This is a genomic window from Methanothrix sp. (genome assembly GCA_029907715.1).
Classification (GTDB): Archaea; Halobacteriota; Methanosarcinia; order Methanotrichales; family Methanotrichaceae; genus Methanothrix_B.
Window position 1 is genome coordinate 1 of sequence record JARYLI010000006.1, and the last position, 24,888, is coordinate 24,888.

The 24,888-nt window shown below is 54.3% G+C and carries 25 protein-coding genes and 2 tRNA genes; 15 read left to right on the top strand and 12 right to left on the bottom strand.

Features of this window, described 5'->3' with window-relative positions:
• The coding region (locus QHG98_05290; protein MDH7597143.1) for a transposase at positions 1-308 on the top strand (308 nt) is incomplete at its 5' end.
• 76 nt (positions 309-384) lie between these two features.
• Positions 385-1,182, top strand: coding sequence for a metal ABC transporter substrate-binding protein (locus QHG98_05295; protein MDH7597144.1), 798 nt, complete (start codon positions 385-387; stop codon positions 1,180-1,182).
• Between the two features lie 133 nt (positions 1,183-1,315).
• Here the strand turns inward: QHG98_05295 and serB are convergent, their stop codons facing one another.
• Together serB and QHG98_05305 are read right to left on the bottom strand one after the other, a co-directional pair.
• Positions 1,316-2,518, bottom strand: a complete 1,203-nt coding sequence (gene serB, locus QHG98_05300) for a phosphoserine phosphatase SerB (GenBank protein MDH7597145.1) — start codon at positions 2,516-2,518, stop codon at positions 1,316-1,318.
• Positions 2,519-2,763: 245 nt separating this feature from the next.
• A complete protein-coding gene (locus QHG98_05305; GenBank protein MDH7597146.1) occupies positions 2,764-3,579 on the bottom strand; it encodes a helix-turn-helix domain-containing protein in 816 nt (271 codons plus the stop codon).
• A 53-nt stretch (positions 3,580-3,632) separates the two neighbouring features.
• Between QHG98_05305 and QHG98_05310 the strand changes: the two genes are divergently transcribed.
• Positions 3,633-5,156: a radical SAM protein gene (locus tag QHG98_05310; protein ID MDH7597147.1), complete on the top strand. Its 1,524-nt coding sequence runs from the start codon at positions 3,633-3,635 to the stop codon at positions 5,154-5,156.
• A 171-nt stretch (positions 5,157-5,327) separates the two neighbouring features.
• The gene (locus QHG98_05315) at positions 5,328-6,263 is read left to right on the top strand and encodes an aldolase (GenBank protein ID MDH7597148.1); all 936 of its coding nucleotides are present in this window, start codon (positions 5,328-5,330) and stop codon (positions 6,261-6,263) included.
• 17 nt (positions 6,264-6,280) lie between these two features.
• On the opposite strand, the gene QHG98_05320 is transcribed toward QHG98_05315, so the two are convergent.
• The 3 genes from QHG98_05320 to QHG98_05330 form a co-directional block, all read right to left on the bottom strand.
• The gene (locus tag QHG98_05320; GenBank protein MDH7597149.1) at positions 6,281-6,664 is read right to left on the bottom strand and encodes a translation initiation factor IF-5A; all 384 of its coding nucleotides are present in this window, start codon (positions 6,662-6,664) and stop codon (positions 6,281-6,283) included.
• A gap of 611 nt (positions 6,665-7,275) precedes the next feature.
• A tRNA-Leu gene (locus QHG98_05325) sits at positions 7,276-7,360 on the bottom strand.
• Between the two features lie 155 nt (positions 7,361-7,515).
• Positions 7,516-7,653, bottom strand: coding sequence for a hypothetical protein (locus tag QHG98_05330; protein MDH7597150.1), 138 nt, complete (start codon positions 7,651-7,653; stop codon positions 7,516-7,518).
• A gap of 142 nt (positions 7,654-7,795) precedes the next feature.
• On the opposite strand from QHG98_05330, the gene QHG98_05335 reads away from it, so the two are divergent.
• Together QHG98_05335 and QHG98_05340 are read left to right on the top strand one after the other, a co-directional pair.
• The gene (locus QHG98_05335) at positions 7,796-8,533 is read left to right on the top strand and encodes an MTAP family purine nucleoside phosphorylase (protein ID MDH7597151.1); all 738 of its coding nucleotides are present in this window, start codon (positions 7,796-7,798) and stop codon (positions 8,531-8,533) included.
• A gap of 395 nt (positions 8,534-8,928) precedes the next feature.
• Positions 8,929-9,600 (top strand): hypothetical protein, encoded by a 672-nt coding sequence (locus tag QHG98_05340; GenBank protein ID MDH7597152.1) that lies wholly within the window; start codon positions 8,929-8,931, stop codon positions 9,598-9,600.
• A 252-nt stretch (positions 9,601-9,852) separates the two neighbouring features.
• Here the strand turns inward: QHG98_05340 and QHG98_05345 are convergent, their stop codons facing one another.
• The 4 genes from QHG98_05345 to QHG98_05360 all read right to left on the bottom strand — a co-directional run bounded on the left by QHG98_05345 (position 9,853) and on the right by QHG98_05360 (position 12,204).
• Positions 9,853-10,602 carry an ABC transporter permease gene (locus QHG98_05345; protein MDH7597153.1) on the bottom strand — a complete coding sequence of 250 codons (750 nt, stop codon included), beginning with the start codon at positions 10,600-10,602 and terminating at the stop codon, positions 9,853-9,855.
• The gene (locus QHG98_05350; GenBank protein ID MDH7597154.1) at positions 10,603-11,532 is read right to left on the bottom strand and encodes an ATP-binding cassette domain-containing protein; all 930 of its coding nucleotides are present in this window, start codon (positions 11,530-11,532) and stop codon (positions 10,603-10,605) included.
• Positions 11,533-11,676: 144 nt separating this feature from the next.
• Positions 11,677-11,883: a hypothetical protein gene (locus QHG98_05355; protein ID MDH7597155.1), complete on the bottom strand. Its 207-nt coding sequence runs from the start codon at positions 11,881-11,883 to the stop codon at positions 11,677-11,679.
• Positions 11,884-12,204, bottom strand: coding sequence for a helix-turn-helix domain-containing protein (locus QHG98_05360; GenBank protein MDH7597156.1), 321 nt, complete (start codon positions 12,202-12,204; stop codon positions 11,884-11,886).
• 440 nt (positions 12,205-12,644) lie between these two features.
• Here QHG98_05360 and QHG98_05365 point away from each other — a divergent pair, with 440 nt between their 5' ends.
• On the top strand, positions 12,645-13,409 hold the full coding sequence (locus QHG98_05365; GenBank protein ID MDH7597157.1) for a DUF169 domain-containing protein: 765 nt from the start codon (positions 12,645-12,647) through the stop codon (positions 13,407-13,409).
• A gap of 135 nt (positions 13,410-13,544) precedes the next feature.
• Here the strand turns inward: QHG98_05365 and QHG98_05370 are convergent, their stop codons facing one another.
• From QHG98_05370 to QHG98_05380, 3 genes are read right to left on the bottom strand one after another with little or no spacing between them, the layout of a single operon-like run.
• A complete protein-coding gene (locus QHG98_05370; protein ID MDH7597158.1) occupies positions 13,545-15,986 on the bottom strand; it encodes a DUF5814 domain-containing protein in 2,442 nt (813 codons plus the stop codon).
• The gene (locus QHG98_05375) at positions 15,983-16,777 is read right to left on the bottom strand and encodes a winged helix-turn-helix transcriptional regulator (GenBank protein MDH7597159.1); all 795 of its coding nucleotides are present in this window, start codon (positions 16,775-16,777) and stop codon (positions 15,983-15,985) included. The genes QHG98_05370 and QHG98_05375 overlap by 4 nt, the downstream gene beginning before the upstream one ends.
• 39 nt (positions 16,778-16,816) lie before the next feature.
• Entirely contained in the window at positions 16,817-17,329 is a 513-nt protein-coding gene (locus tag QHG98_05380) for an ArsR family transcriptional regulator (protein MDH7597160.1), read from the bottom strand.
• A gap of 160 nt (positions 17,330-17,489) precedes the next feature.
• On the opposite strand from QHG98_05380, the gene wecB reads away from it, so the two are divergent.
• The 8 genes from wecB (at position 17,490) to QHG98_05420 (ending at position 24,486) form a co-directional block, all read left to right on the top strand.
• Complete coding sequence (gene wecB, locus QHG98_05385) at positions 17,490-18,593, top strand: UDP-N-acetylglucosamine 2-epimerase (non-hydrolyzing) (GenBank protein ID MDH7597161.1); 1,104 nt, start codon at positions 17,490-17,492, stop codon at positions 18,591-18,593.
• A 9-nt stretch (positions 18,594-18,602) separates the two neighbouring features.
• The gene (locus QHG98_05390; protein MDH7597162.1) at positions 18,603-19,451 is read left to right on the top strand and encodes a hypothetical protein; all 849 of its coding nucleotides are present in this window, start codon (positions 18,603-18,605) and stop codon (positions 19,449-19,451) included.
• A 360-nt stretch (positions 19,452-19,811) separates the two neighbouring features.
• Positions 19,812-19,964 (top strand) — tRNA-Ser (locus tag QHG98_05395).
• A gap of 32 nt (positions 19,965-19,996) precedes the next feature.
• On the top strand, positions 19,997-20,143 hold the full coding sequence (locus tag QHG98_05400; GenBank protein ID MDH7597163.1) for a 50S ribosomal protein L40e: 147 nt from the start codon (positions 19,997-19,999) through the stop codon (positions 20,141-20,143).
• A gap of 8 nt (positions 20,144-20,151) precedes the next feature.
• Positions 20,152-20,919, top strand: coding sequence for a geranylgeranylglyceryl/heptaprenylglyceryl phosphate synthase (locus QHG98_05405; GenBank protein ID MDH7597164.1), 768 nt, complete (start codon positions 20,152-20,154; stop codon positions 20,917-20,919).
• Positions 20,912-22,063: a Xaa-Pro peptidase family protein gene (locus QHG98_05410; protein MDH7597165.1), complete on the top strand. Its 1,152-nt coding sequence runs from the start codon at positions 20,912-20,914 to the stop codon at positions 22,061-22,063. Before QHG98_05405 ends, QHG98_05410 begins: the two co-directional genes overlap by 8 nt.
• Before the next feature lie 168 nt (positions 22,064-22,231).
• Positions 22,232-23,287 (top strand): TIGR00341 family protein, encoded by a 1,056-nt coding sequence (locus QHG98_05415; protein ID MDH7597166.1) that lies wholly within the window; start codon positions 22,232-22,234, stop codon positions 23,285-23,287.
• 320 nt (positions 23,288-23,607) lie between these two features.
• The gene (locus QHG98_05420; protein MDH7597167.1) at positions 23,608-24,486 is read left to right on the top strand and encodes a hypothetical protein; all 879 of its coding nucleotides are present in this window, start codon (positions 23,608-23,610) and stop codon (positions 24,484-24,486) included.
• The last annotated feature ends 402 nt before the right edge of the window (positions 24,487-24,888 follow it).

Below are 24,888 nucleotides of genomic sequence, written 5' to 3' on the forward strand. Positions count from 1 at the left end.
GCTATTTATTTGGTGACGGTGAATATGATTCCAGGAAATTTTTGAATGATGTTGTAGATAAAGGTTACATGCCTGTTATTAAACCGAGAAAAATAAGTGCCGGTGGTTTTGGATCCAGAATCAGAGATCGGATCTTTAATAGCGAAATATACAAACACAGATCAGTTTGTGAAGGATTCTTTGGTGCTTTGACCAATTGGTTTGGAGATAGAATACCATGTTTCCTCGAAGAGACAACTATTACAAGGATACTTCTGAGAGTACTGGCTTATGCATTGAGAATTCTATCAAGATTTAGTATAAAATAAATTTGAATGATAGACACACCCTTTATTACCATAATCCTTAAATATAGAACTTATTAATCATTATTCTGTGATTAGTATGAAGAAAGCGATATTGCTCCTGATTTTATCGCTGATCGCTGTTCACTCAGCATATGCTGAGCCGATCAAGATAGTGGCCACGACCTCCACCCTGGAGGATCTCATAAAGGGCGTGGGCGGGGATAATGTCGATGTCACCTACATAGTCTCTTCCGGTGTGTGTCCAGATCACTGGGACCTGAAGCCATCGCAGGTTGCCGCTCTGAACGAGGCGAGCATAATATTCCAGCATGGAATGGAGGGGTGGCTCAAGAACATCACAAGGCCAGATCAGAAGGTGATAGTCCTCTCCGGTCCCTGGAACACGCCGCAGATGGCGATAAACAAGACGATGCAGATCGCGGCTGCTCTCAAGGAGGCCGATCCGGAGCATGCAGGGGAGTATGATCGGAGAGCAGAAGTGCTGGTCGAGCGCTTCCAGAACGTATCCGAGGTTCTGAGCAAGAGGGCTAGGGAGGCGGGCACGGAGAACGTGAAGGTCCTGTGCATGGAATGGCAGTCCGGCTTCGTCTCATGGATGGGATTTGATATAGTGAAGACGTACGCCTCTGAGGAGAAGCTCTCGCTGAAGGACGTGGACGATTTGATAAAGGCGGGCAGGGAGAACAGCGTCTCCATAGTTGTGGACAACCTCCAGAGCGGTGTCAGGGTGGGAGAGCAGATCGCAAAGGAGATCAACGCCACTCATGTGATCCTCACAAACTTCCCCGGGGCGGTCGAGGGAACAGAGACGCTCGATAAGATGATGCTCCACAACGGTGAGGCGCTGCTTGCGGCGGTCAGCGCAGCCGCTTGATGGCCAATCATGCGGAGGAAATGCTCCCCGACTTTTTTTGCCAGACCGATCGACTGTTTAGATCGGGGATCCACTCGGTTATCACAGAGTGGCTAAAAGTAAAGCGAATGCCTCCCACAGCGCGGCCAGCCATTCAGAGCAGGCTTCTCCTGTCAGCCAGCCCCAGAATATTCAGCAGCCCCAGCAGGTTCTCTCTCGATATCGACCCGTCGGAGACCTTCTTCAGCACATCCTTCGCATTGAACGCCACGCCGAGTCCTGCGTTCTGTATCATCAGACAGTCGTTTGCCCCGTCTCCAACAGCAACTATGTTGTCCGGGCTGATGCCCTCCATCTCAGCGAGCCGCTTGACTATCTCTCCCTTCGCCTCTGCATCGATGATCTCGCCCTTGATCTCCCCTGTCAGACGGCCGTCCTGTATCTCGAGCTCATTGGCGAATGTGTAGTCGAAACCAAGCCGCTCCTTCAATACATCGGTGAAGTATGTAAATCCTCCACTTATGAGCGCTATCTTGTAGCCCATCTGCTTCAGGTGGTGTATGAGCTCCTCAGACCCCGGCGTCAGGGAGAGCTGATCCGCGATCTCCTTCAGCGCCGAGACAGGCATCCCCTTCAGAAGCCTCACGCGGCGTCTGAGCGACTCCTCAAAATCGATCTCGCCGTTCATAGCCCTGTCAGTTATCATCCTCACCTCATCATCGACGCCAGCGAAGCTTGCAAGCCTGTTTATTATCTCGAAGTCAACAATCGTCATATCCATGTCGAAGACGATCAGACGCTTCTCCTTCTGGGCCTTATCCAGCCTCTGGACCACAACATCGAGACCCAACCGCTCACACTCTGATCTGATCCACCGCCTGCACTCATCAGGGTCTGCCTCCCCGAAGTCCATCACGAACTCTATCGATATCAGATCGCCGCGAGCGGTCACTGCAGCCCTCTCGATGTTTATGCCTCTGGTGGACGCGACAGATGCAACATCTCTTATTATGCCGACCCTGTCCCTTGCGAGGATCGTGACCACGTAGAGGTTCTTCCTGCTCCTTCTTATTCCACGGTATCTCTCCAGCGGCAGGAACATGCACTGCACTCCCAGGGAATCGGATCGCCTCTGCATCTCCATCTCAAGCTCTTTTGGGTTGATCGCGGCTCTGCTGAAATCCGCGACCACGGACATGACGAACAGCCCCTGGAGCACCCTCTGGTCCATATCCACTATGTTCACATTCCGCTCTGCAGGGAGCTGGAGTATATCACGTATGAGGCCGGGCCGGTCCCTGCCCACGAAGGTTATCACCCACAGGTCTTTAAAATGATCTCCAGGATCGGCGTTCATAACCAATATGCCCCTCCATTCAGCTCGCACACAAACCCGCTCTGAGCCCGGGCTCTGCAGTGCAAATAGCGCATGCAGTTAGTGAAATGCTGCCTCCAGGTCATTGATATCATATTCATGCCCCCACGAGAGCGGGCTTTCAGAGGGCTTCTGCGAGTCTGGGATCTGATCTGACCTGTGTTTATAGTTGCGCAAAGAGGTCTGCTGACAGCTGGCATCAGGCGTGATGGATGCATTTCTAGTATTTAGATTTGAAGATATCCGGCGTCTGGTCCATTAGGGGCGCATTGACCGCTGCATTCACTGACCGATCTATTCGCAGACGCTCTCCATAATGCCTCTCCCAGATCCCTGTACATCCTGGAGAGCGCATCTCCCGCTGTTATCGCCATTGCCCCGTGCTCGCCGGAGACTATCACAAGCACATCGCCTCTGTCAGGTATCATCGCGCAGATCCCCTTCTCCCTCCAGGGATGGAATCTCCGCTCGGCACCAGGGATGTCCCAGACAGCTGTATCTCGAGGACATACAGCCCTGATCGATACGCCACGATCCAGCATATTTCTTACGAATTCATTCACATGCAGGAATATGTTGTACAGATCCCCCATGCTCTCGAGAAGAGAGGGGTTGATTATGAGAAGATCCCGCTCTGCTCTTGATAGCACCTCAATAACCTTCTCGTACACCCTGCCGGCTCCCTGATGCACCCAGATCCCTATCTCCTCCTCCCCGCGCCCGAAACTGTCGGAAGAGTACACCTCCTCCAGCGCGTGCAGCGCAGCCTCTGCATCGGTCATGAAGCTGCTCTTCAGCCGCTCGAGCGCTGCAGCGGGATCCGCAACCCTGTACCTCATGGGCTTAGACGGCTGGACCTCCACTATGCCCCTCATCACAAGCCTTTTCAGAGCGCCATATACTGCAGGCCTAGGTATTCCGGAGATCTGATGGATCTCAGAGGCTATCCCTGCCTTGAGCCTGGTAAGTGCTGTGTAAACTCTGGCCTCATACTCTGTGAGCCCGAGGTCACGCAGAGCCTTGATCGCATTCTTCTCCGACATTCAGTATGTATCTTTGATAGAAGGTTTTATATGTCTTTCTGTAAAGTAACAGTATGGTCGTTATGGCATTAAATACAATAGACAGGGATGTGGCTTCCGTCTGTCCGGTGTGTCTCAGGACTGTAAGTGCGCGCATATTCCAGCGGGAGCAGGCAGTCATGATTCGGAAGTCCTGTCCGGAGCATGGAGAGTTCGAGGATGTCTATTGGTCAGATGCCGAGCTTTACAGAAGGTTTATGAGATATATCGAGACCGGCAGAAGCATAGAGAACTCCCTCACAAAGGGAGACTGCCCGTTCAGCTGCGGTCTCTGCGATAACCACAAAACCTCAACGCTTCTCGCAAACATAGATGTTACGACAAGATGCAACCTCGCATGCCCGATATGCTTTGCAGATGCATCCCCCAAACGGGTCTACGAGCCCACTATGGAGCAGATCGAGCGCATGCTGAGGATCCTGCGGGAGGAGCGTCCGGTCTCTTGCTATGCTGTGCAGTTCTCAGGTGGAGAACCCACAGTGCGCGATGATCTTCCGGAGATGGTGGCTCTCGCCAGGAGCATGGGCTTCACGCAGATCCAGATCGCCACGAACGGACTGAGGCTCGCAGCATCTCCCGACCTGGCGCAACGGCTCAGCGAGGCAGGACTGAGCACGGTCTATCTGCAGTTCGATGGGGTGGATGCAGGTCCGTATATCAAAATGAGGGGCAGGGATCTGCTCGGCATGAAGATCCGCGCGATAGAGTCCTGCAGAAGAGGGGGGCTGAAGAGTGTAGTTCTGGTCCCAACGGTTGCGAAAGGAGTGAACGACTTCCAGTTAGGCGAGATCATCAGATTCGCGAGCCGCAATCTGGATGTCATCCGCGGGGTCAACATGCAGCCTATATCCTTTGCGGGGAGGGTCGAGGAGGCAGAGCGAAAATCAAACAGGATCACGATACCCGACCTGATAAGATCGATAGAGGAGCAGACTGAGGGGCAGATCTCCAGGGATGACTTCTATCCGGTTCCTTTCGTCGCTCCAGTCTCGAAGGTTGTGGAGGCACTGACCAACGAGCCGAAGCTGGTCTTCACAGTCCATCCATGCTGCGGTGCAGCAACCTATGTCTACTGCGAGGACGAGAGGCTGATGCCCATAACGAGGTTTGTGGATGTGGAGGGCCTTATGGAGAGGCTCACTGAGATACTCCAGGAGTACAACGGGTCAAAGATATCGAGGCTCAGAATGCAGGCGGCACTCCTGAAGGATCTCCCCGGGTTTATAGATGAGAGCAGAGCCCCAAAGGATCTGCAGATCACAAAGCTCCTGATGAATGTTCTGAGGACGGGCACGTTCGACTCCCTGAGGGAGTTCCACTCCAGAAACCTGTTCATAGGTGCCATGCACTTCCAGGATCTGTACAACCTGGACCTGGAGCGGGTGAGCAGATGCGGTATACATTACGCCACTCCGGATGGCAGAATTATTCCATTCTGCACGTACAACACGATCCACAGGAGCGAGGTGGAGAATCGGTATTCCATTGCGGAGGCATGCGCACCTGCGCAGCGTGTGGGAGTGCCTCCGGTCATGTAACCCCCTCCTCCCAATCGTCCTGCGTAATCCAGCATGCAGATCGGTACAGCGACTTCCTCATTCGAACCGGCCGGTTTCTGATGTGCAGCTCCATGCCACACACACCCGCATCTTCCCAGCTTCGTCCGGAGATATGGCGGTGGAAATAATATCATAAAGGAGGATAGCAGCGTGAGATACTCCGTGGAGTTGATCTCTCCAGATAGAAAGATCGAGCTCGCAGAGAGGTATGCGGATCAGGTTCTTTATGAGGTCAAATCTGAGATATACGGATGCTGCATAAAGCTTCTCACAGGCATGCGTGATGTGAGAAGCAGATGGGAGGATAGCTTCTACTTCATGTCCCAGAGCGTCCGCTCTCACGGGCGGATGTACGTTGTGAATGAGCCTGGGGAGAAGAACCGGGTTATGTACGATCCACAGTCGAAGACAGCGTTTCTTGTGAATTTCGATTACTATGGATGGATAAAGTCTCTTGCTCTCGCGCTGGCGGGAGACATCCTGGAGGATGAGCATGGGATACACTCAGTGCATGGCGCATGCCTCGATCTCGATGGCAGGGGGATATGCATCATGGGAGGCTCAGGCACGGGAAAGACGACGCACACCTACGGCCTTCTCAGGGATCCCAGGGTGCGGGTGGTATCGGACGACTGGTTCTTCGGGAGGATCTACGGCAGAGACGTCCTGGGCTATGGATCCGAGAAGAATTTCTACATAAGATCCGAGCTCTCCAGCATCTGGAAGGAGTTCTCCTGGCTTGTGGAGAAGGCGGAGCTCGACTCCATGGGCCGGGGTGTGGTCGACCTCAGATGGGCCATAGGTAAGGGCAGAATACTCCCTCTCACCACGATACGGCATGTGTTCATCCTCAAACGAGATCGTTCGGACGACCGGATCGTGCGCCTCTCTCCTGAGGAGGCAGTGCAGAGGGTCGAAAAAAACGGTTACTTCAACCCCCATCTGCTCGTAGATGGGGATCTCAAGAGGAGGATCCGGAGCGGGTTCTTCAGGGCGATGCTCTTGAGCTCATCTGTATGGGAGGTCAACACCACAGGAACGCCAGAGGAGACCCAGTCCATGATAAGAGATGCGATCGGCGTTTAGTCTGATGCCTGTGACATTCACCTGATGTCCATCTTGACCTTCCCCATTGATGAGAGGTAGGCCACCTCCTTTCCGGGCTCAAGCTTTGGCTTCATATCCTCTGTTATCGGTACATCTATGGTGGTGTAGTCCTTGAGATCCATGAGCTGAACGCTGGTCTCACCAACAGAGAGCACCTGCCCGGTCTTCCGCTCGACTATTGGGGCGTAGACCTTTGTGGTGACCGGCGCGACGATGGATCTCTTCTGATTGTCGAATATGCCTATCGCATCTATTCTCGCCTTGGCCGCACCATGCTTGCCTGGCTTCGAATGCGCTATGCTCTTGATTATGCAGGGCTCGTCATCGATTATTATATACCTTCCTTCCTTGAGTGTCCTTATCTCTACTTGCTCCTTCATTTGGGATCAACCTTGGTCTTTCGTCTTCCGGTGGAATGATCAGATCCTATATTTAAAGGTGAGGAAGATGCTCCATTCTGCATTACCCATGAATCTGCATGGTCATTCAGTCCAGCTTCGGCAATGGGCGCAGATCACAGATAAGACCTTTATGAATTGGTTTCCGGTACAGCACCGCATGATTTCGGTTCTCCCGTAGTCTCGCTGGTTTGTCCCGTAGTTGGACGCTGTGTGGGCGTGATGGAATGTTAACGATTTTCATGCTCACACATTTTCTTTTCCCCTCCCCAACCCCCTCTCCTTGTGGTCTGTCACGCGAGCCGCGCCGTGCTGCGAAGCGAGCTCATTTCCACTACCAGGTGGACGAGCGATCGAAAGCATCTAGCGGCGCTGAAGAGCTCTTACATGCATACGAGTGATAGCCACCTGGCACAAACCAGCATCGTGAGACGATAGTACTTTTCGACTTCGTCGAAACTCTTCGACGCAGTCGAAGGTAAGTCGAAACGAGCGCATAGCAGGATCGGGGTCTCTGCGAAAAAGTTGTCAGATGGATAAGAGCGATAGGTTGAATTTTCTGAGAGTTATAAATCAAAATCAATATACTTAAGTGCGGGGGAAGGGATTTGAACCCTTGAACTCCTGCGAGAATAGATCTTGAGTCTATCACCGTTGGCCTGGCTTGGTTACCCCCGCGCTGTCTATTCCGTACCGGGTTCGTTTGATATAAGGCTTTCTGGTTCGGTGCTGAGCGCGCTGCTGTGCGATTCCATGCTGTTAATTCTCCTGCCTTTTTACTGCTCAGCTACCTCCATCTCCCTGCTGAAGAGGGCTGTATCCCAAAATGTGCATCAGCAGCAGCGCTTAATCTCCATGAGCATCTCGATCTCCCGCTCGTAGCACTTCTCGCATATCCTTCTGGGCCCCAGCTTCCTGTGCATGACCTTGAGAAGGGGCCCTCCCTCAGCACCGCATATCTCACATCTCATACACCATGCTCTGAGCTGCGCGCTCTTATTGTTGACGCCCTCAGAACATCAGATCCAGGCGTCTGACAGAAGATCTGCTGCATATTTGAGACGCAGATCTCCAGACAAAACCGCTTTATCCTCGCGCGTCCGGCATCCATCTATGAATGCTGATGTGGTCATCGTCGGCAGGGTTCTGACACATGGGGGAGAGCAGAGCGAGATAGCCACGCCGTACGGAAACGTCAGGGCGATCTCATCGAGGATCAGCGGTAGGGATGTCCTCTTCATTCCAAGGCACGACGACAGACATCTCCCGCCGCACCGCGTCAATTACAGGGCGATAATCTGCGCCGCGGAATCTACGGGCGCTGAGAGAGTCATAGCCATAAACACGGTAGGCTCTATGATCTCACCCCCTGGGAGCTTCGTGATACCGAACGACTTCATAGAGTTCACGAAATCCAGGATATCCACATTCTACGAGGATCGCGCGGTTCATGTGGAGATGAGCGAGCCATACTGCCCTGAGATGAGAAATGTGCTGATGGAATCCTGCAGAGCCGAGGGGCATGAACCCTACGAGGGCGTCTATGTGTGCACCGAGGGGCCGCACTTCGAGACGCCCGCCCAGATAAGAATGCTCAGAAGCTTCGGCGATGTGGTGGGGATGACCGGATACCCGGAGGTTGTGCTCGCAAGGGAGAAATCCCTGTGCTACGCATCGGTCTGTCTGGTGACGAACACCGCAGGCGAGGGGCGGGTTGATATCAGCCAGATCGTGAGCGTCGAGAGAAAATCCATGAGCGATCTCGCCAGGATAATCGAAAGAGCGGTCTTGAGGATCCCTGAGCAGAGATCATGCAGATGCAGCAGAGCTCTGGAGAACGCAGAGTTCTAGGCGATCTCTCCCTGCAGATCGTGGTCTAATTCTCGAAGTCGTCTCAAAACTGCACCCGCAATCGGCTGCGATGGGTGATCCTGTAATGCCTCCGGGTTCAGAGACATTTACGCAATCCATCGATAGCTGGCTATTCTGAGACAATCTTCTAAGGTCTGTGCCCAGACGCCCAAGAACATCCGAAGTTGATGATGATTCCGGTGTGCTGGCAGACCGCCCAGCCAGCACAACTTCGACTAAAGACGAACTGCATTCGCGGGCAGTTCTGCTGATTTATCGGGGTTTCTGATCCAGTGTACGACGAAAAGCTTATTATGCGATCAGATCCCTCTGCCATGAACATAGGCAAGTGACGAATACAAGGAGGTTATATCTTGCTGACTAGGTTTCTGTACATGGGCTTGCTTCTTCTGCTCATCATCGGTGCAGCGATGTGCGAGGATCAGGCAGCGGGGGCGGAGAACGCCACCATGAGCATGGATAACGTGACTGTGGATGCGAATGTGACATCGAATGTGACCGCTGAGGCGGCTCCGCTGAGCCTCCAGTACATCTGGTCCCTGAGCCTGAGCAGCGGGGAGCAGATAACCATGGCGCTGAACCAGAGCGGATCTGAGCTCTTCGGATCTGCGAAGTACGAGGGCGCTGAGCCATGGAACGGCGTTGTTGTTGGGAGTGTGAATGATAACAGCGTAGATCTTGTCCTGACCGCGCTGAAGGGCAAGAGCCTGGTGCCCATCGTGCTGAAGGGCAGCTACTCAGAGGATACAATCACAGGCACCTACAGTGTGTACAGCCCGACAGGTGTTGTGGATAGCGGAAAGTTCACAGCGATGTGGATAAATCCAGATACATCCGTGTACACACCTGCGGTCATCACTGAGGCTGCACCGCCTGCACCGGCCGCTCAGACAAATGCAACAGAGACTGAGGAGACCACAACAACGAAACAGCCGACCCAGCTGAGCACGAGGAAGTTCTTCGATGTGACTGAGAAGAAGGAGGAGATATTCTCATCGCCAGCCAGCATAATACCGCCAGCCATGGGAATGAGCGCGCTGACGTAAGATTGCAACCAGGCATAGACCCACCATCAGATGTGAGGTCCATGCAATAATTTTTCATTCACCTTTTTGTTTGGCCCAAGCAGTATTTGCTCAATATAGTGAGCGTGCTTGAGTTACCGATCAAGTGAAGCTGTTATGGCAGAGTCGTTCATCCAGAGATCCGTCGAGATGGCAATTTAGCTCAACGTATTGAGCATGTTCCCCAAGCATCTGCTCAAGCATCTCTGCCCCGAGCAGTTTTGTTCAGCGCTGTCAGGACAAACGCCGTGGGAGGAATCTCTCGTGAAGCCTTATCGCTGTTACGAGAAAGACGACTGCAAACAAACCCATGACCGCCAGATCCACATTGACTGAATAGTAGCTGATGCCGCTTATCGAATACCTCGCCAGATCGACAAAGTACGTGAGCGGTGAGACTGAGGATATGGCACGCCCCCATCCTGGCAGCTGATCCACCGGCACGAAGACTCCGCTGATAAATACCAATGGAAAGCGAACCAGTGAGGAGAGCATCATAACCGTCGCGGGCACATCCGTGGGCGGATAGGCTGACAGGAGTATGCTCAGAGATGCGAAGCAGAACGTCGCGAGGAGCATTCCCACTAAAAAGATCATAACATGGAGAACCTCAACTCCCATCATCACTGCGACAGCGAGGGGGAGCAGAGATATCATCATCCCGAAGACAAAGGATGCTATGACGTCACCCAGAAGCAGTGCCCAAACCCCAACAGGCGCGGTCACGAGGCGCTCCAGGGTTCTGGACCGCGCCTCCCAGGGGATGATCGCCGGACCGACTGCTGTTGATGTGAAGAATATCGCCATGCCCATCAGCCCTGGAAAGAGGTCTTTTACTGTCATATTCCTCCCGATCGTGAATGCCATCAGCAGGAAGAGCGGGAAGATTATGCCGAAGACCATGACCGGACCTTTGGCGTAGTAGATCCAGACATCCTTTCTGGCGATGGCAAGAGATCGTCGAAGCTGCTCCAGATATCTCATTTATTCAGCTCCTGTTTTGTGCGTGAGCCTCACGAATATGTCCTCCAGAGAGGGCGCAAGCGTGTTGAGCGCCAAGATTCTCATGTTGTTGGTCTTGGCATACTCCACGATGCTTGCAATTGCAGTATCGATGTCATCAACGTACAACCTGAGCTTGTCTCCGGACTTCATGACCTCTCGAACAGAGTTTACGCCCGCTATCCCCCCTTCATCAACTGATCTGCTGAAGCTCACCTCGATGCAGTGATGTGCGCTGCCCGCCAGCCTGAGCGCCTCGGGGCGATCCACTGCGATGATCACACCTCGATTTATGATCGCCACCCTATCGCAGAGCTGGCTGGCATCCTCTATGTCGTGCGTCGTCAAGAACACAGTCGTGCCATCTCGATTCAACTCACGTATGACCTCCTTGATGAGCCTGGAGCTCTCGACGTCCAGGCCGGATGCAGGCTCATCGAGTATGAGCACAGGTGGATCGTTTATCAGCGCCATGCAGAGGAGAAGCCTCTGTCTCATTCCTTTAGAGAAGGCGCGCACCTGGTCGCCCCTCCGGTCGTAAAGGCCAAATCGCTTCAGGAGCTCGCTGGCGCGTCTCTCTCGCTCCCTCCGGCGAATTCCATAGAGCTCGCCCATGAACATCAGATTCCGCCATGCTGTCAGCTCAACATACGCATTGGCCATCTCCGGCACGAATCCGATCGATTCCCTCGCCCTGATCGGATATTTACAGATGTCATATCCCATTACGGCGGCGATCCCTTCATCAGGCCTCACCGTTCCCGTCAGCATTCTTATTGTGGTGCTCTTGCCGGAGCCGTTCGGCCCCAGGAAGCCGAATATCTCACCCTCAGCAACGCTGAAGTTTATATGATCGACCGCTGTGAAGCTTCCGAATCGCTTTGTCAGACTGCTGACCTGAATCGCATTCATCTATCCTCCAGTACACTGCCTCACGGCTAGGGATCATCCTATACTTCACTGGCACCAATCCGTTGGAAGCATACTGCCTATGGCCTGGAGTCCGCGCCCAGAGCTCTCCTGAAATAAGAAAATATGCCCATTCCACGATGCAATTCATTCCTGTACATCGGACTGGAGAGCGCGAAGCCTCGCCTCGACGCGCTCCAGCTCGCTTTTCAGCTCCTCCCTGTACTCCTTAAGTCTCTCTACCATCTCCTCTCTGCCCGAGATCCTGCCGAATCCGGCGCAGCAGCAGAAATCACGCTGAGGCATTCCATGATGCATCGGCATCTCAAATACCATTCCTCTCATGTGGCACATTCACTCCACCTCCGTCTCATCCAGCAGATCGATCACGATTCTACGGGTCCTCAACCTCCACACCTTCTCGGGTATGCCACCACCGCTCTCCCTGTACCCCGCCGCCTCGATGATGCCTGCCTCCCTTAAAGCGGAGAGGTGGTAGTAGAGTCCTGGCATTGAGATCTCTCCATAAGAGCTCAGCTCCTTATAGATCTCCTTCGTGCTCCTCTCCCCCTCCCCTATGCATCTGATTATGGCCCATCTGGTCGGACAGTGCATCGCACGGATGTATCGCTGGATCCTCTGGAGCGGTCCCAGAAGGTCTGGATATCTGCACACATATGTTGCTTGAATACTATAGTATATAACTTTAATGTATAAGCCATATGCTCGAAAACTCTGGTCAGGATCGAAGATTCATCCTGAGACTTCGATAATCGATGATCTCGCTGGAGCGGTAATCCGCTGGAGATCTGTGATAGGGCGCATGTTCTCATGCCGTAGAAGATGGTATCTGGCGGCAGATCATGTATTGAGATATATGGATATGCAATGAAAAACACTCTCTATAAACACAACATTATGAGCACTTTTGCTTGTATCGTTTGAAGAAGCACAATTCATAAATATCAAAAGATTTTGATGCGTTATTGCTCAGATGCGTGTCGGAATGCGCTGCTGCACACCAATCCGATCGACACTCACGATACGGGTTCGTGGGAGGGATACAGCCGCCAGCTCTGAGCGTTCCAGATAATCTTGTACAGAGGGTTGGGCAAATGCCAGATATTGAAGATCTCCGGGAGCTCGGAAGTAGGATGATAGCGATACTGGGTCTGTCCACATCGCCTGTTGGTGTGAGGTTTCTGATGGATGGCAAAGTGGAGGGAGCTGATGTGCTTCATAGGCATCGATACTGCCAGGCGCTGATGCGTGCCCGCCATGGCAGAAGTGTCATTTTAAATGCCGAAGGGATATCGTGCCCGGCCGCTGCCCGAGCGTTCGGATTCAGGCCTCTGCCAGAGCCGCTGCGGACCGGAAGGGGGATGGTGAGCTTCGGGATAGTCTCAGACGAAAGCGTCGCGCAGAGGATGTTTGAGGATATGCCGCATCTGGGGATGGGTGCGGTGAAGCAGATACATCTGTATCCTCTGGAGGCTGCAGAGCATCCGCCGGATCTGGTGGTTGTGGAGGGCGAAGCTGAAAAGCTCATGTGGATAGTTCTGTCGTACATGCACTCGCGGGGCGGAGAGAGGGTGCAGAGCAGCACCGCGGTTCTCCAGGCGACATGCGTCGACTCCACAGTTCTGCCTTATATTGAGAAAAGGCTGAACTTCAGCCTGGGATGCTATGGCTGCCGTGATGCCACTGACATGGGGGATGGTGAGGTGGTGCTGGGCTTCCCTGCTTCTTATCTGCCAGAGATCGTGAAGCATCTCGAATTCCTCAGCAGAAAAGCGCTACCTCACTCCAGGGAGAAACATGCATTTGCAGCCCTGAAAAGTGATGAGCAGACAGAATGCTCAGAATCGGATGTCGGATGATTCCCTCCATCTGCATCATTTGGATTCCGCCTCCCACTGCCCTGAATGCTGGCTTGCTGCCTTAGGAGCTGAGTTGCGCCCTGCTCACATCATCGGGCATAGTCGTTCATCCAGAGAATCTGCCAAGAGGGCAATTCACCTCTCCCCATCCACCCCTTCAATCCCCCTCTTCGATCTGGCAGCTTCCTCTGCGATCTCCATCTTCCCCAGAACCCTGGAAATCGCCTCGATCGCCTCCAGGTATCTCACAATCTGGTCGAGGTAGTTGATCAGATCCCCCTCGTATCCGTAGATCCCGTAATCGTCGCTCAAGGCGTACAGAATCCCCTTCGGGTCCATCCCCTGTGATCTCATCTCCAGGATCCACGTCGAGACTGCCCGCTCCACGCATCCGCAGTACGGCGCCTCCCTGCACGTGCATCTCATGAAATCTCTGGCGAAGCGCAGGCACTCCTCTTGGATCCTGCGATCGAGCTTTAGGAGATCTGGGCTAGAGATGAGATCGAAGAATGACCCCTGGAATACCCTCTGTGCCAGCGGCATTCTGATCTTGAATGATATCTGGTCTGCTGCCCTCAGGAACAGGGCATCGAACTGCTCGAGATCGACGGCGATCTCTATGGGGGATCTCCCTGCATTTATGCCTCTTATCACGAGATCCGCCTGCTCCGGGCTCAGGAAGTGCGCTGCCACCACCCTGCCGAGCCTCGTGGGAGATATGCCTCTCACGAGACCCCTCTCGCGCAGGATATCCAAGGCTCTGTTCAGATCGTCCAGACCGATCGTGAGCCTGTGCAGCTCCCTCAGCTCCTCCATGGATCGGGCGACAGCTGTATTTGCGAGGACCTCCTCGAGCTGCTGCTGCTCCTCATAATGCGGTGAGACATCCTCAACAGAGCTGCTGAGAAGCCTCAGGGCGACCTCATCCTCGCTCTCCAAGCCGTTATAGCGCCTCCCGGGCTCTGCGAGTATGTACACAAGACCCCTGTCGTGGTACCCGGGCCTGCCTGCCCTTCCGAGCATCTGGTTGAACTCATGGACGGTGAGCCACTCGATCCCCATCGCAAGCGTCTCAAATATCACCTGCGATGCGGGGAAATCCACGCCCGCTGCAAGCGCGGATGTCGTGACGACCGCGTTGATCTTACCCTGAGCGAAGAGCTCCTCTATCCTCTTCCTCTCATGGTACTGGAGGCCTGCATGATACGCAGCCGCCCCCGGAATCGACTGTGCGAGGGAGAAGCACTTTTTCCTGGAGTTCGTGAATATTATCGTCTGTCCCTTGTATCCTGTTGAGGATCTGAGAGACGCCCCGGAGCCAACCAGTTTTCTTATCAGATGCAGCTTGTCCGCAGGTGATGTGAAGATAAGGTGTCTCTCAATGGGCACAGGTCTTATCTCATATTCGACCAGCTCCGCGTCGAGGCTCTTTGCGAGAGCTGCCGGATTTCCGACTGTCGCTGAGAGGTAGATGAACTGCGCTCCGGGAGCGACGAATCTCAGCCTCGCGATCATTCCTGCTAGCCGGTGGCCGCGCTCTGGATCCTCGAGCATGTGGACCTCATCAATGACCACTGTTCCGATCCTGCCAGGGCTCCTGCCGCTCCGGAGAACCTGGTCGATGCCCTCGTATGTTCCAACGATGATATCAGCTTCCAGGTCAGTCGGCAGGCTGAACGCCCTTCCAAGCCGCAGCCGGCTCACGCCCACCCTTATCGATGTCCTGAATCCCAGCTCGGAATAAGCGGAGAGCTGCTCGAACTTCTGGTTGGCCAGGGCGACGAGGGGGACGAGAAAAAGAAGCTTGCCCCTCCCTTCGATCAGGTTCTTTATACCAGCGATCTCTCCGATCAGGCTCTTTCCGGTTGCTGTCGCCGATACGACAAGAAGGCTTTTTCCCTCGAGAAGCCCCTTCCTCACAGCCAATGCCTGCACCGGCAGGAGATTGCTGAGCCGCCTCTTCAGATAATCCCTCAGCTCTGTGGGGATCTGGATATCATCAATGCTCAGAGATGCGACCTCTTCAGAGGCTGGTATGACATCGAAACGGGTGAGATCCGGATCTATCCTCTGGAGGTTCAGGAGATCCATGACCTCATCCAGATCGCGCCTCCTCGCAAGTATCCCCGCGAGGTGCCTTCTCCCGGCTCTTCCTATCCCTCTGAACTCGGCCTCCCTGTTTATCTCATCGACCGCACATCTGTAGCATATTCTGGAGCCCCTGTAGCTCACAGAGCCCTCTCCGAGAAGCGTGACCCTTTTTCTTCCGAGACAGTGCTGGCATACAGATACCCTGTGATGTTTCAGCTGGTATGCATTAAGCAGCTCGACAAATCTCTGCTCCAGAGCCTCTTCGCCCTTGGCCACAAAGATGCCTCTTGCCTTCCGGAGCAGCTTCACGGAATCGTCTGGGGGTAGATACCTCACGGTATCTTTCTTGACCAGAAACTTGTATGGTCTGGGTCCGTTCGGGGTATCCTTTATGCGAAGATATCCCTCGAAGACCACCCTGTCATCCTTTATGGGCAGCAGAAGAATCCTGGATTTCTCGGCCTGCGCCAGAACGTTCAAGCTCATCCTGTCAGGGTGAGGTCGACGAGCTCGTACTTAATACCTTCTGACTCCAGCCGGTTCAGAATCCCCGGGATCTGCTCATCGACGCTTACTATTATGGAGGAGACGCCATGGTAGGCAGCCTCGACCACCGCCTCCTTGGAGCCGAAGAAGACATCCGGCTCCCTTCCGATCTTTCTCAGAGAGATCAAAGCCTCTATCCCCAGAGCTCCCACAAGACCTTTCTCAGGGATCAGGCCAGCAAGAGTCTTAAGATCAACACGCCTGCTCCCGCCCAGCTGGACCCTCGGGACCTTGCAGATCTTTATCCTGCCCTCCTCGAGACTTATGAGCCCTCGGAGGTCAGAGACCCCGACATCCTCTCCTCTGGAGGCATCTGAAATCGCTATGCCGCTGGCCTCAACATCCGGGCGGTAATGCGTGGCATAAAGGAGGCCGTTCTCCATCTCGAGGGTCACACGCTCACCCTCTGATATATCATCCCTCGCGATCGCAGGCCATACGGAGACGTGGTTGATGATCTCCTCCATCACGACCCTGGCATAGCGCTTGAGCTCAGCTGCACTCTCAAGGAGCCACTCAACGCCCCTCTTGGTTATCCTGTAGCGCATCCTGCCGTCTGTCTCGACGAGGCCATCTGCAACAAGCTCCTTTATGTACTCAGAGACAGCCTGTGGCGTCACACCGAGCTTGTCGGCCACCTCCTTCTGCCTGACGTTCGGCTGATGCGCAGCGATCTCCACAAGTATCTGGAACCTGGAGCTGTCCCGCCTCGACTGGAGAACATTTGGCATTGTCACTACCTCTCCGGCCTGAATGACCTGCGCCTGGAATCAATCCTCTGAGAGCTCTATCCTCTGACCCCTCACCGTCAACCCCTTCGCACGTTTGGCAGCGGCCTTCAGATACATCTGGCTCTTTCCGAGATCCCGTGAGAGCGTTGATATTGATGTCACGCCTGAACGGACCCTCTCCCTGAGCCTTTCTGTTATGTCCCTGAGCTCCTCATCAGACATGAATGTTACCCTGATGAGGTCGCTGAGATCCTCCATGGACGAGAAAAAGTTCGCCTGAACCCTCGAGAAAGCTGAATGATACTCCTTCTCCGGGCTCTTTCCAGGCTCCGGCACCCTCCACTTCGTCTCTATCAGGCCGCTCTTCCGGAGAAGCTCTATGGACTGGCTGACACTCTCGTTGTCTCCGAAGATCTCAACAAGCTCCCTCTCAGTAAGCCACTGATCACAGAGCTTATCGAAAACTCTTTTGTGAGATTCAGAGCCAAAAACCTGGAGCAGAGGGACCAGATCAGATGGATCGTTGATGATCCTGGTTCTTTTCCCGTTCACAGAGCATCCCAGCTTCTGTTTTGGAGCTTACACCACTTAAAGCTTTTGAGAGAACAGCCAGGATGCGCACTTTTGTGATTGAATGTGAGGGAGCTTCGGGGAAAGAGTCATCGACAGATATAGATGTATGGATGGCCACACGGGGTTGAGAGGTAGATGAATGAAAGTAGCATCTGTTGTCGGGGCGAGGCCGAACTTCATAAAGCTCGCGCCCGTCTCAAGGGCTTTGCGGGAGAGGTTTCAGGAGGTGATAGTCCACACAGGCCAGCACTACGACTACGAGATGGACAGAATATTCTTCGAAGAGATCGGGATACCTGAGCCTGACCACCATCTCGGGGTGGGATCCGGCAGCCACGGCAGGCAGACGGGGGAGATGCTGGCCCGCATCGAGGACGTCCTGATCAAGGAGGAGCCGGATGCGGTCGTGGTCTTCGGAGACACGAATACGACGCTTGCTGGAGCGCTGGCTGCGGCGAAGCTCCACATCACCCTGGTCCATGTGGAGGCTGGACTGCGGTCATATGATCGGAGAATGCCTGAGGAGATCAACCGCGTGCTTGTCGATCACTGCTCGGATCTACTCAGCTGTCCCACAGAGACTGCTGTGGATAACCTCCGGCGCGAGGGTATTGTGGATGGCGTGTACCTGACAGGAGATGTGATGGTTGATGCGATGAACCTCTGCATGGACATATCAAAGCGCTCGACGATTCTGGAAAGGCTGGAGCTCAGGCCGAAGGAGTACATTCTGGCGACGCTCCACCGTGCTGAGAACACCGATGACAGTGAAAGGCTGCGGGAGATCATCGGCGCGTTCGAGGATATCGGAAGCAACCTGGTATTTCCATGCCATCCCAGAACTGAGAGGAGGCTCAGGGATCTCGGGCTCTGGGATTCCCTGAAGGAGAGGATAAAGGTGATAAAGCCTGTGGGGTATCTGGATATGCTCCAGCTTGAAATGAACGCCTTGAGGATACTCACAGACTCGGGAGGCGTGCAGAAGGAGGCGTATATATTCAGGGTACCATGTGTCACGCTCAGAGAGCGCACCGAGTGGGTTGAGACCGTGAACGATGGCTGGAACGTGCTCGCCGGAGCCTCCAGGGAGAGCATCGTGAGGCATGCAAGAGGCTTTGTGCCGCCCCGATCACAGACGCATGTCTTCGGGGACGGAGAGGCGGGCCGCAGGATCGCGGATCTGATTGAGAGCTTTATGAGCTCAGGCCGCGGTTGCTCAGGAGGGCGTTTCGCGGCCTCATAATGTGAATTCATGGAGCGGACGCGTCTGATGAGAATATTCGCTCTGATTCTGGCGATTCTGATCGCCTCTCTCACAGCAGATGCGAGACCAGAGCTTGCGGTTGAGAGTGTGAGCTCAGAGCTGGACGCCGGAAGGATTGGCAGCATGATTCTGAGCATCAGAAACGCTCAGACGAATGCCACAGAGGAGACACTCTACACCCTCAACAGCTCTGATGCTTTATGTCTGGTCCTGAGGGCGGTCAGCCACGATGAGAGGTTGAGGGTGCTGAGCGAGCCACTGCATCTCGGCTCTCTCCGCTCCGGGTCCGGGATCACAGTGGAGGTCGCCGCGCTTGCAGGCGAGAATATCGGCGTCTATCCCGTGGACATCATACTGAGCTACATGTGGCTCTCCGGCATCGAGACGTCTGGAGGGGCATCTCCCGAGGTGTATTTCCTGTATGAGAACTCCACCGATGTCTTCCCTGTTGAGGTGAAGGTCGTCTCAGGTCCGGTTCTTTCACTGATCTCCAGTGGATCCTCTCTTGAGATCAGGAATCTGGGCGACAGGACAGCGAAGAATGTGAGTGCTCAGATCGAATCTCCGGTGGTTATTAGGAGATCAGGGATCGAGCTCGGCGAGATCCATCCCGGGAAATCGAAGAGCATCGAGATCCCCAAACTGGGGGAGGGGGAGTACCCTGTGGTGTGCAGGGTGAACTACACATCTGGGTTTACTGAGGTCAGCACAGAGCTGGCGACCGTGGTCCGGGTGCGCCATCTTCCGGGAGTTTCGATGCTGCTGGTGCCGCTGATCGCTGCGGCGCTTTACGTGGTGCTGAGGAGAGACGAGCTGAGAAGGATTATCAGGCGGTAAATGATCTGAAAACCGGGCTCCTGGAGATACCCGATGCCTGGAGCTCTCGCCAGCACTTCGAGGGGCGTATACATGTCGAGTATTCCTATTAACCCCCATTTTCTGCGATCTGCCCATGTCGATAAGTAATTGTATAGATGCTATTTTATATCAAAAAATCAGGTTTTTAGGGATTCTCATGTCAACTGCTCCGGCCGATGACTGGAGTTTCCGCCACCCCTGCAGACCAGGAGGTTATACGATTTGCGAAAATCGCTGTGATGCATGGTGAATTCCAGTCCGGGGCGAAGGCTGCCCTGCTCCTGGGCGCAGCCACAGGGGCAACAGATATAAACCATCAGATCTCTCAGCTGAAGTCGTGCCGGGGTGGCAGAGCGGACAAGCTCTGGGCCGTGCTCCAGCGGCAGAGGTCCATACGCGGCAGGCTCGAGACCTGTTGTCCCTTCCAGGGACGCTTGGGTTCAAAATGGCGCGGACGCTGAGTCCACCATGAAAATCCCAACCCCGGCGCCAAATGACATCCTTCATCGGGGAGAGTAACCATCATGGCCAGATTTCCAGAGGCAGAAAATCGAGTTCTGAATGTCAAGATATGCATGCGCTGCAATGCGCGCAACCCGGTCAGGGCGACACGCTGTCGTAAATGCAGGTACAAGGGTCTCAGGATGAAGTCCAAGGAGAGCAGAGGATAAACGGGTCTATGCTCAGAAAGCGTGTCGAGATAGGTCCTGTGGAGTCGGAGCTCTGGGATGCCGTGGAGTCGCACGGCGCGGCACACCTGACCCTCATAGATCCGGCGTCGCAGGATCCGGAGCGGGCTGCGCAGATGGCGAGATCAGCAGCGGACGCGGGCACCACGGCTATCATGGTCGGCGGATCTGTCGGTGCCACCGGCTCCACACTGGACAGGACCGTTCGCGCCATAAAGGAATCTGTGGATCTGCCGGTGATTCTCTTTCCTAGCAGCGCTGCGGGTCTTTGCGATAGCGCTGATGCTGTATTCTTCATGAGCCTTCTGAACTCGAGATCCACCGGATACCTCATAGAGAACCAGGCGCTGGGCGCGCCGGTTGTCTCCAGATACAGACTCGAGGCGATACCCATGGGCTATATAGTGGTGGAGCCTGGGGGTACGGTCGGGTGGGTTGGTGACGCGAAGCTCGTGCCGCGGAGAAAGCCAGAGATCGCGGCTGCGTATGCCCTCGCCGGGCGCTACCTCGGGATGCGGCTGATATATCTGGAGGCAGGCTCTGGCGCAGAGTCGCCCGTGCCTGCCAGCATGGTATCTGCGGTCAGGGATGCCATAGGTGATGCCCTTCTTGTCGTGGGCGGCGGGATACGCGACGCAGAGAGCGCCAGGAAGCTCGTGTCTGCGGGCGCAGATCTGATTGTCACCGGCACAGGCGTCGAGCAGTCCGGCGACGTCTTCGGGTTTGTTAGGGATATGGTCACAGCGATACATGTCTAGAGATGCTGTTGTTGGCGCTGTCAGAGCTCTTGGAGTCGATGGGCTGCTTCTTGTGGGCGACAGCATCTGCGATCCTGACATATTCTATGCATCGAGTTTCCTCTCCAGCGACAGGTTCGCTGTGCTGATCACAGACAGGGTTCACCTTCTGGTATCCAGCATGGAGAGATCGAGAGCCTCAGCAGAATCAAAGGCTGATGCGGTGGAGACGACGAGTGATTACTCCCTGAAATCCTGGATCGAAGAGCTCGGGAGTGCTGAGAAGGCATACATGAGGGTCCTCGAGGAGTTCGTCTCTGCACGCGGGATCTCGCGGTTGGGGATGCCCTCGAATGCTCCGGCTGGCATTTACAGAGGCCTGTCTGGGCGATTCGATCTCGTACTCCTGGACAGACCATTCGAGCGTGTCCGTGCTGTTAAAACGCCTGAGGAGATCTCCGCGATTGAGGATGTCCAGGGGGCATGTGAATCTGCGATGGATGTCGCAGTAAAACTCATCAAAAAATCGAAACCTTCTGGTGGCATTCTTGTTTCAGACGGCGCGCCTCTCACCTCTGAACGAGTGAGATGCGCTGTTGAGCTCAGGCTGGCGGAGCTTGGATGCGAGACCCTGGATACAATAGTCTGCGGCGGTCTCATGAGCTCCAATCCGCATTCAAGGGGCACTGGACCGCTTCCCGCGGACATGCCGATAGTCATAGACATATTCCCTCGATCGAAGATCAGCAGGTACTTTGCGGACATGACCCGCACAGTCGTCCGCGGGGAGCCGTCGTCGGAGATCGTGGAAATGTACAATGCTGTGAAGGCTGCTCAGGAGGCGGGGCTGATGTGCATAAAGGATGGCGTGAGCGGGGCTGATGTGCACGAGGCTGTGTGCAGGACATTCGATGATTTTGGATACAAAGAGCGCGAGGAGAAGGGCTTCATCCACTCAACAGGCCATGGCGTCGGGCTGTCGATACATGAGAGCCCATCTCTGAGCGAGCGTGGGGAGATGCTCAGATCGGGCAATGTGGTCACCGTCGAGCCCGGGCTTTACTACCCCGATACTGGCGGCGTCAGGCTTGAGGATCTCGTTGTTGTCAGGGGGAATGGCTGCAGGAACCTGACGGCATTCGAGAAAGAGCTCGTGATCCGGTAGGCATACCCCTTTGAAAGAGATGCAGTCAGTGAAGAGTCCGTCACAGATGCACAAACCATCCATGGTATGCCGGGTCTTCAGAACATGATTGACCTGAATACCTGAACCGGTCAATCAACAGGTATATCATGATCGAGCGTCTGGGTTACCACAGGAGCTTGTCCGCAAATGGAGCTTCGTCTGATCGAGGTGGTCCTTCCAGAAAGGAATCTTGAGGCTTTGGAGAAGCTGCTCGACGGCAGGGGCGAGGTTCTCGATGTTATGCTGCTGAGATCCCTTGGCTCCTACAGGTATCCTGTTCTGGGCGTATGGAGGGAGCGCTTCTCCACAGAGGAGATAATCGTAAGAATACTTGCATCCGCCGAGAAGACCGAGGCTCTGACAGACCTCATATCAGATCGTTTTTCTAATGAGGATGGCTTCAGGATAAATATAATCCCAGTTATGGCCACAATACCGGGCATGCCGGAGAGGGCAGAGCCAAGTCACACAGAGGTATCTCCAGAGGATAACAAGGTCTCGAAAGAGCGGATCAGCCGGGAAGAGCTCTACTCGTCCCTGGAGACTGCAGCGAAGCTGACCAAGGTGTACATCGCCATGATAGTTCTGTCATCCATCATAGCAGCAGCCGGCCTGCTCAGCAACAATGTTGTGTTGATAATCGGTGCAATGGTGGTGGCTCCGCTGATGGGCCCGAATGTCGCCCTGGCGCTTGCCACCACGCTGGGAGATCTGACACTGGCAAGAAATGCACTGAGGACCGATCTCGTCGGGATCTCGCTTGCCATAATCCTGTCGGTTCTTCTTGGATTTGTTCTCCCGGTCGATCCATCGATGCCTGAGATCCGATCAAGAACAAGTGTTGGGCTCGCAGAGGTTATTGTCGCGTTCGCATCAGGATGTGCAGGTGTTCTGGCGTTCACCACTGCAGCCCCAGCTGTGATAATTGGCGTGGCTGTCGCAGTCTCCCTTCTACCTCCACTTGTTGCTTTTGGTCTGCTCCTGGGCGCAGGGTATGTCTCACATGCAACCGGCGCACTCCTGCTCTTTCTTGTTAACCTGATATCCGTGAACCTTGCTGGCGTTGCAACGTTCATAGCGCAGGGGATACTTCCCAGAAACTGGTGGGAGGCTGACAGAGCCAGAAGGGCAACATCCATAGCGATTGTGCTGTGGGTGTTGCTGCTTGCGGCTCTGCTGATGATACTTGCCTTCAGAATCTGATTGGATCTGCTCTCCGGGCCTTCCCAGGCTGGATGAAGCCACAGGTATCTGAAGATGACAAAACAGACAGGTGGGAAAGAGTTCAAGCCTCAAACCCTGCATGAATTCGATCTCGCCCTTATCTTGACATTGCCATCTCCTACTACTATTTAGAGGACGATGCTGCAGATCTTCGGTGGATCGAGCCATGCTAAATACTGTGAGGGATTGTGGGCTGCTTTTCGGGCGTCTCGCACCGGAAGATCTAACTCTGATAAACACACCGGTAAACATCAGGCGCTCCTTACTGATCCCGGAGCTTTCCAGCAGCCGGAGGCGTTATGAACCTGAATCCCATTGCCTTCGATAGCCTTGGCGTGAGATCGATGGCCACATGCCTGGAGGCCGGAGGTCTCAGAGTCATGATAGATCCTGCGGTCTCACTTGGTCCAAGAAGATACGGCCTGCCACCGCATCCCGTTGAAATAGAACGGCTCAATGCAGCATGGCAGGATGTCAGAGGCATCGCGGAATCCAGCGATATAATAATCGTCACGCATTACCACTACGATCATCATAACCCTGATGATCCGGATATCTACAAAGGAAAGATCGTTTATATCAAGGATCCAAAGAACAGGATCAATTTCAGCCAGAAGCGTCGAGCCCATTACTTTCTGAGCAGGATCGAGGGCGAGGATATAAGGATCGCGGATGGTGGGGAGTTCAGCCACGGGCCCATCACGATAAGGTTCTCCCAGCCTGTGTACCACGGCACCGGAAACAGGCTCGGGTATGTTATTGAGGCATCAATCTCATGCGGGGAGGATAAGGTGCTGTACACAAGCGATGTCGAGGGGCCAGCAGTGGATGATCAGGTCTCGTTCATACTCGAGGAGAATCCCAGGACCCTGATCCTCGATGGCCCGATGACATACCTGCTTGGCTACCGCTACTCGGAGGAGGATCTGGGAAGATCTGTGGATAATATAATAAAAATAATAAGTAACACGTCCATCAAAACCATCGTTATAGATCATCACTTCATGAGGGATCTGGCTCATGCTGATAGGATCCCTGAGGTCTACAGGAGGGCGCAAGATGCCGGCGTGAGGGTGCTGAGCGCTGCGGAACTCATGGGCAGAACGCCGGATCTGCTGGAGGCCAGGAGGAAGGAGCTCTACAGAACATATCCGGTAAACAGGGAGAGCAGCATGTGAGAAAAGCGGTTGCGCGCTTTATCATTGATAGGCATGCGACACCGCGGGTTCATCTGGCATTTTGTCAATGCATGCTGAATCCTGACGCACCATTCAGCCATTCGAGCAAGCAACCAGAAAAGCATGCAGAAGACCCAAAAACCCCACGCCTGCAGCCAGAACCAGGCCTGATTCTATCGACCCTGTAGACACCACGAACTGCCGGTAAACAGATGCCTCACGACGCCAGCGCAGTGCTGAGAAACCCAATGTGCGATAAAAATGATGCTGTAACGGCACTACGTCAGACCAAAGAGTGCCGACAGCAGATATATCGGGAACATGAATGCGATCAGGAAACCCAACACCATCACTGCCATTGCGAAGCCGTTTCCTCCCATACGATCCACCACCATATGCCAT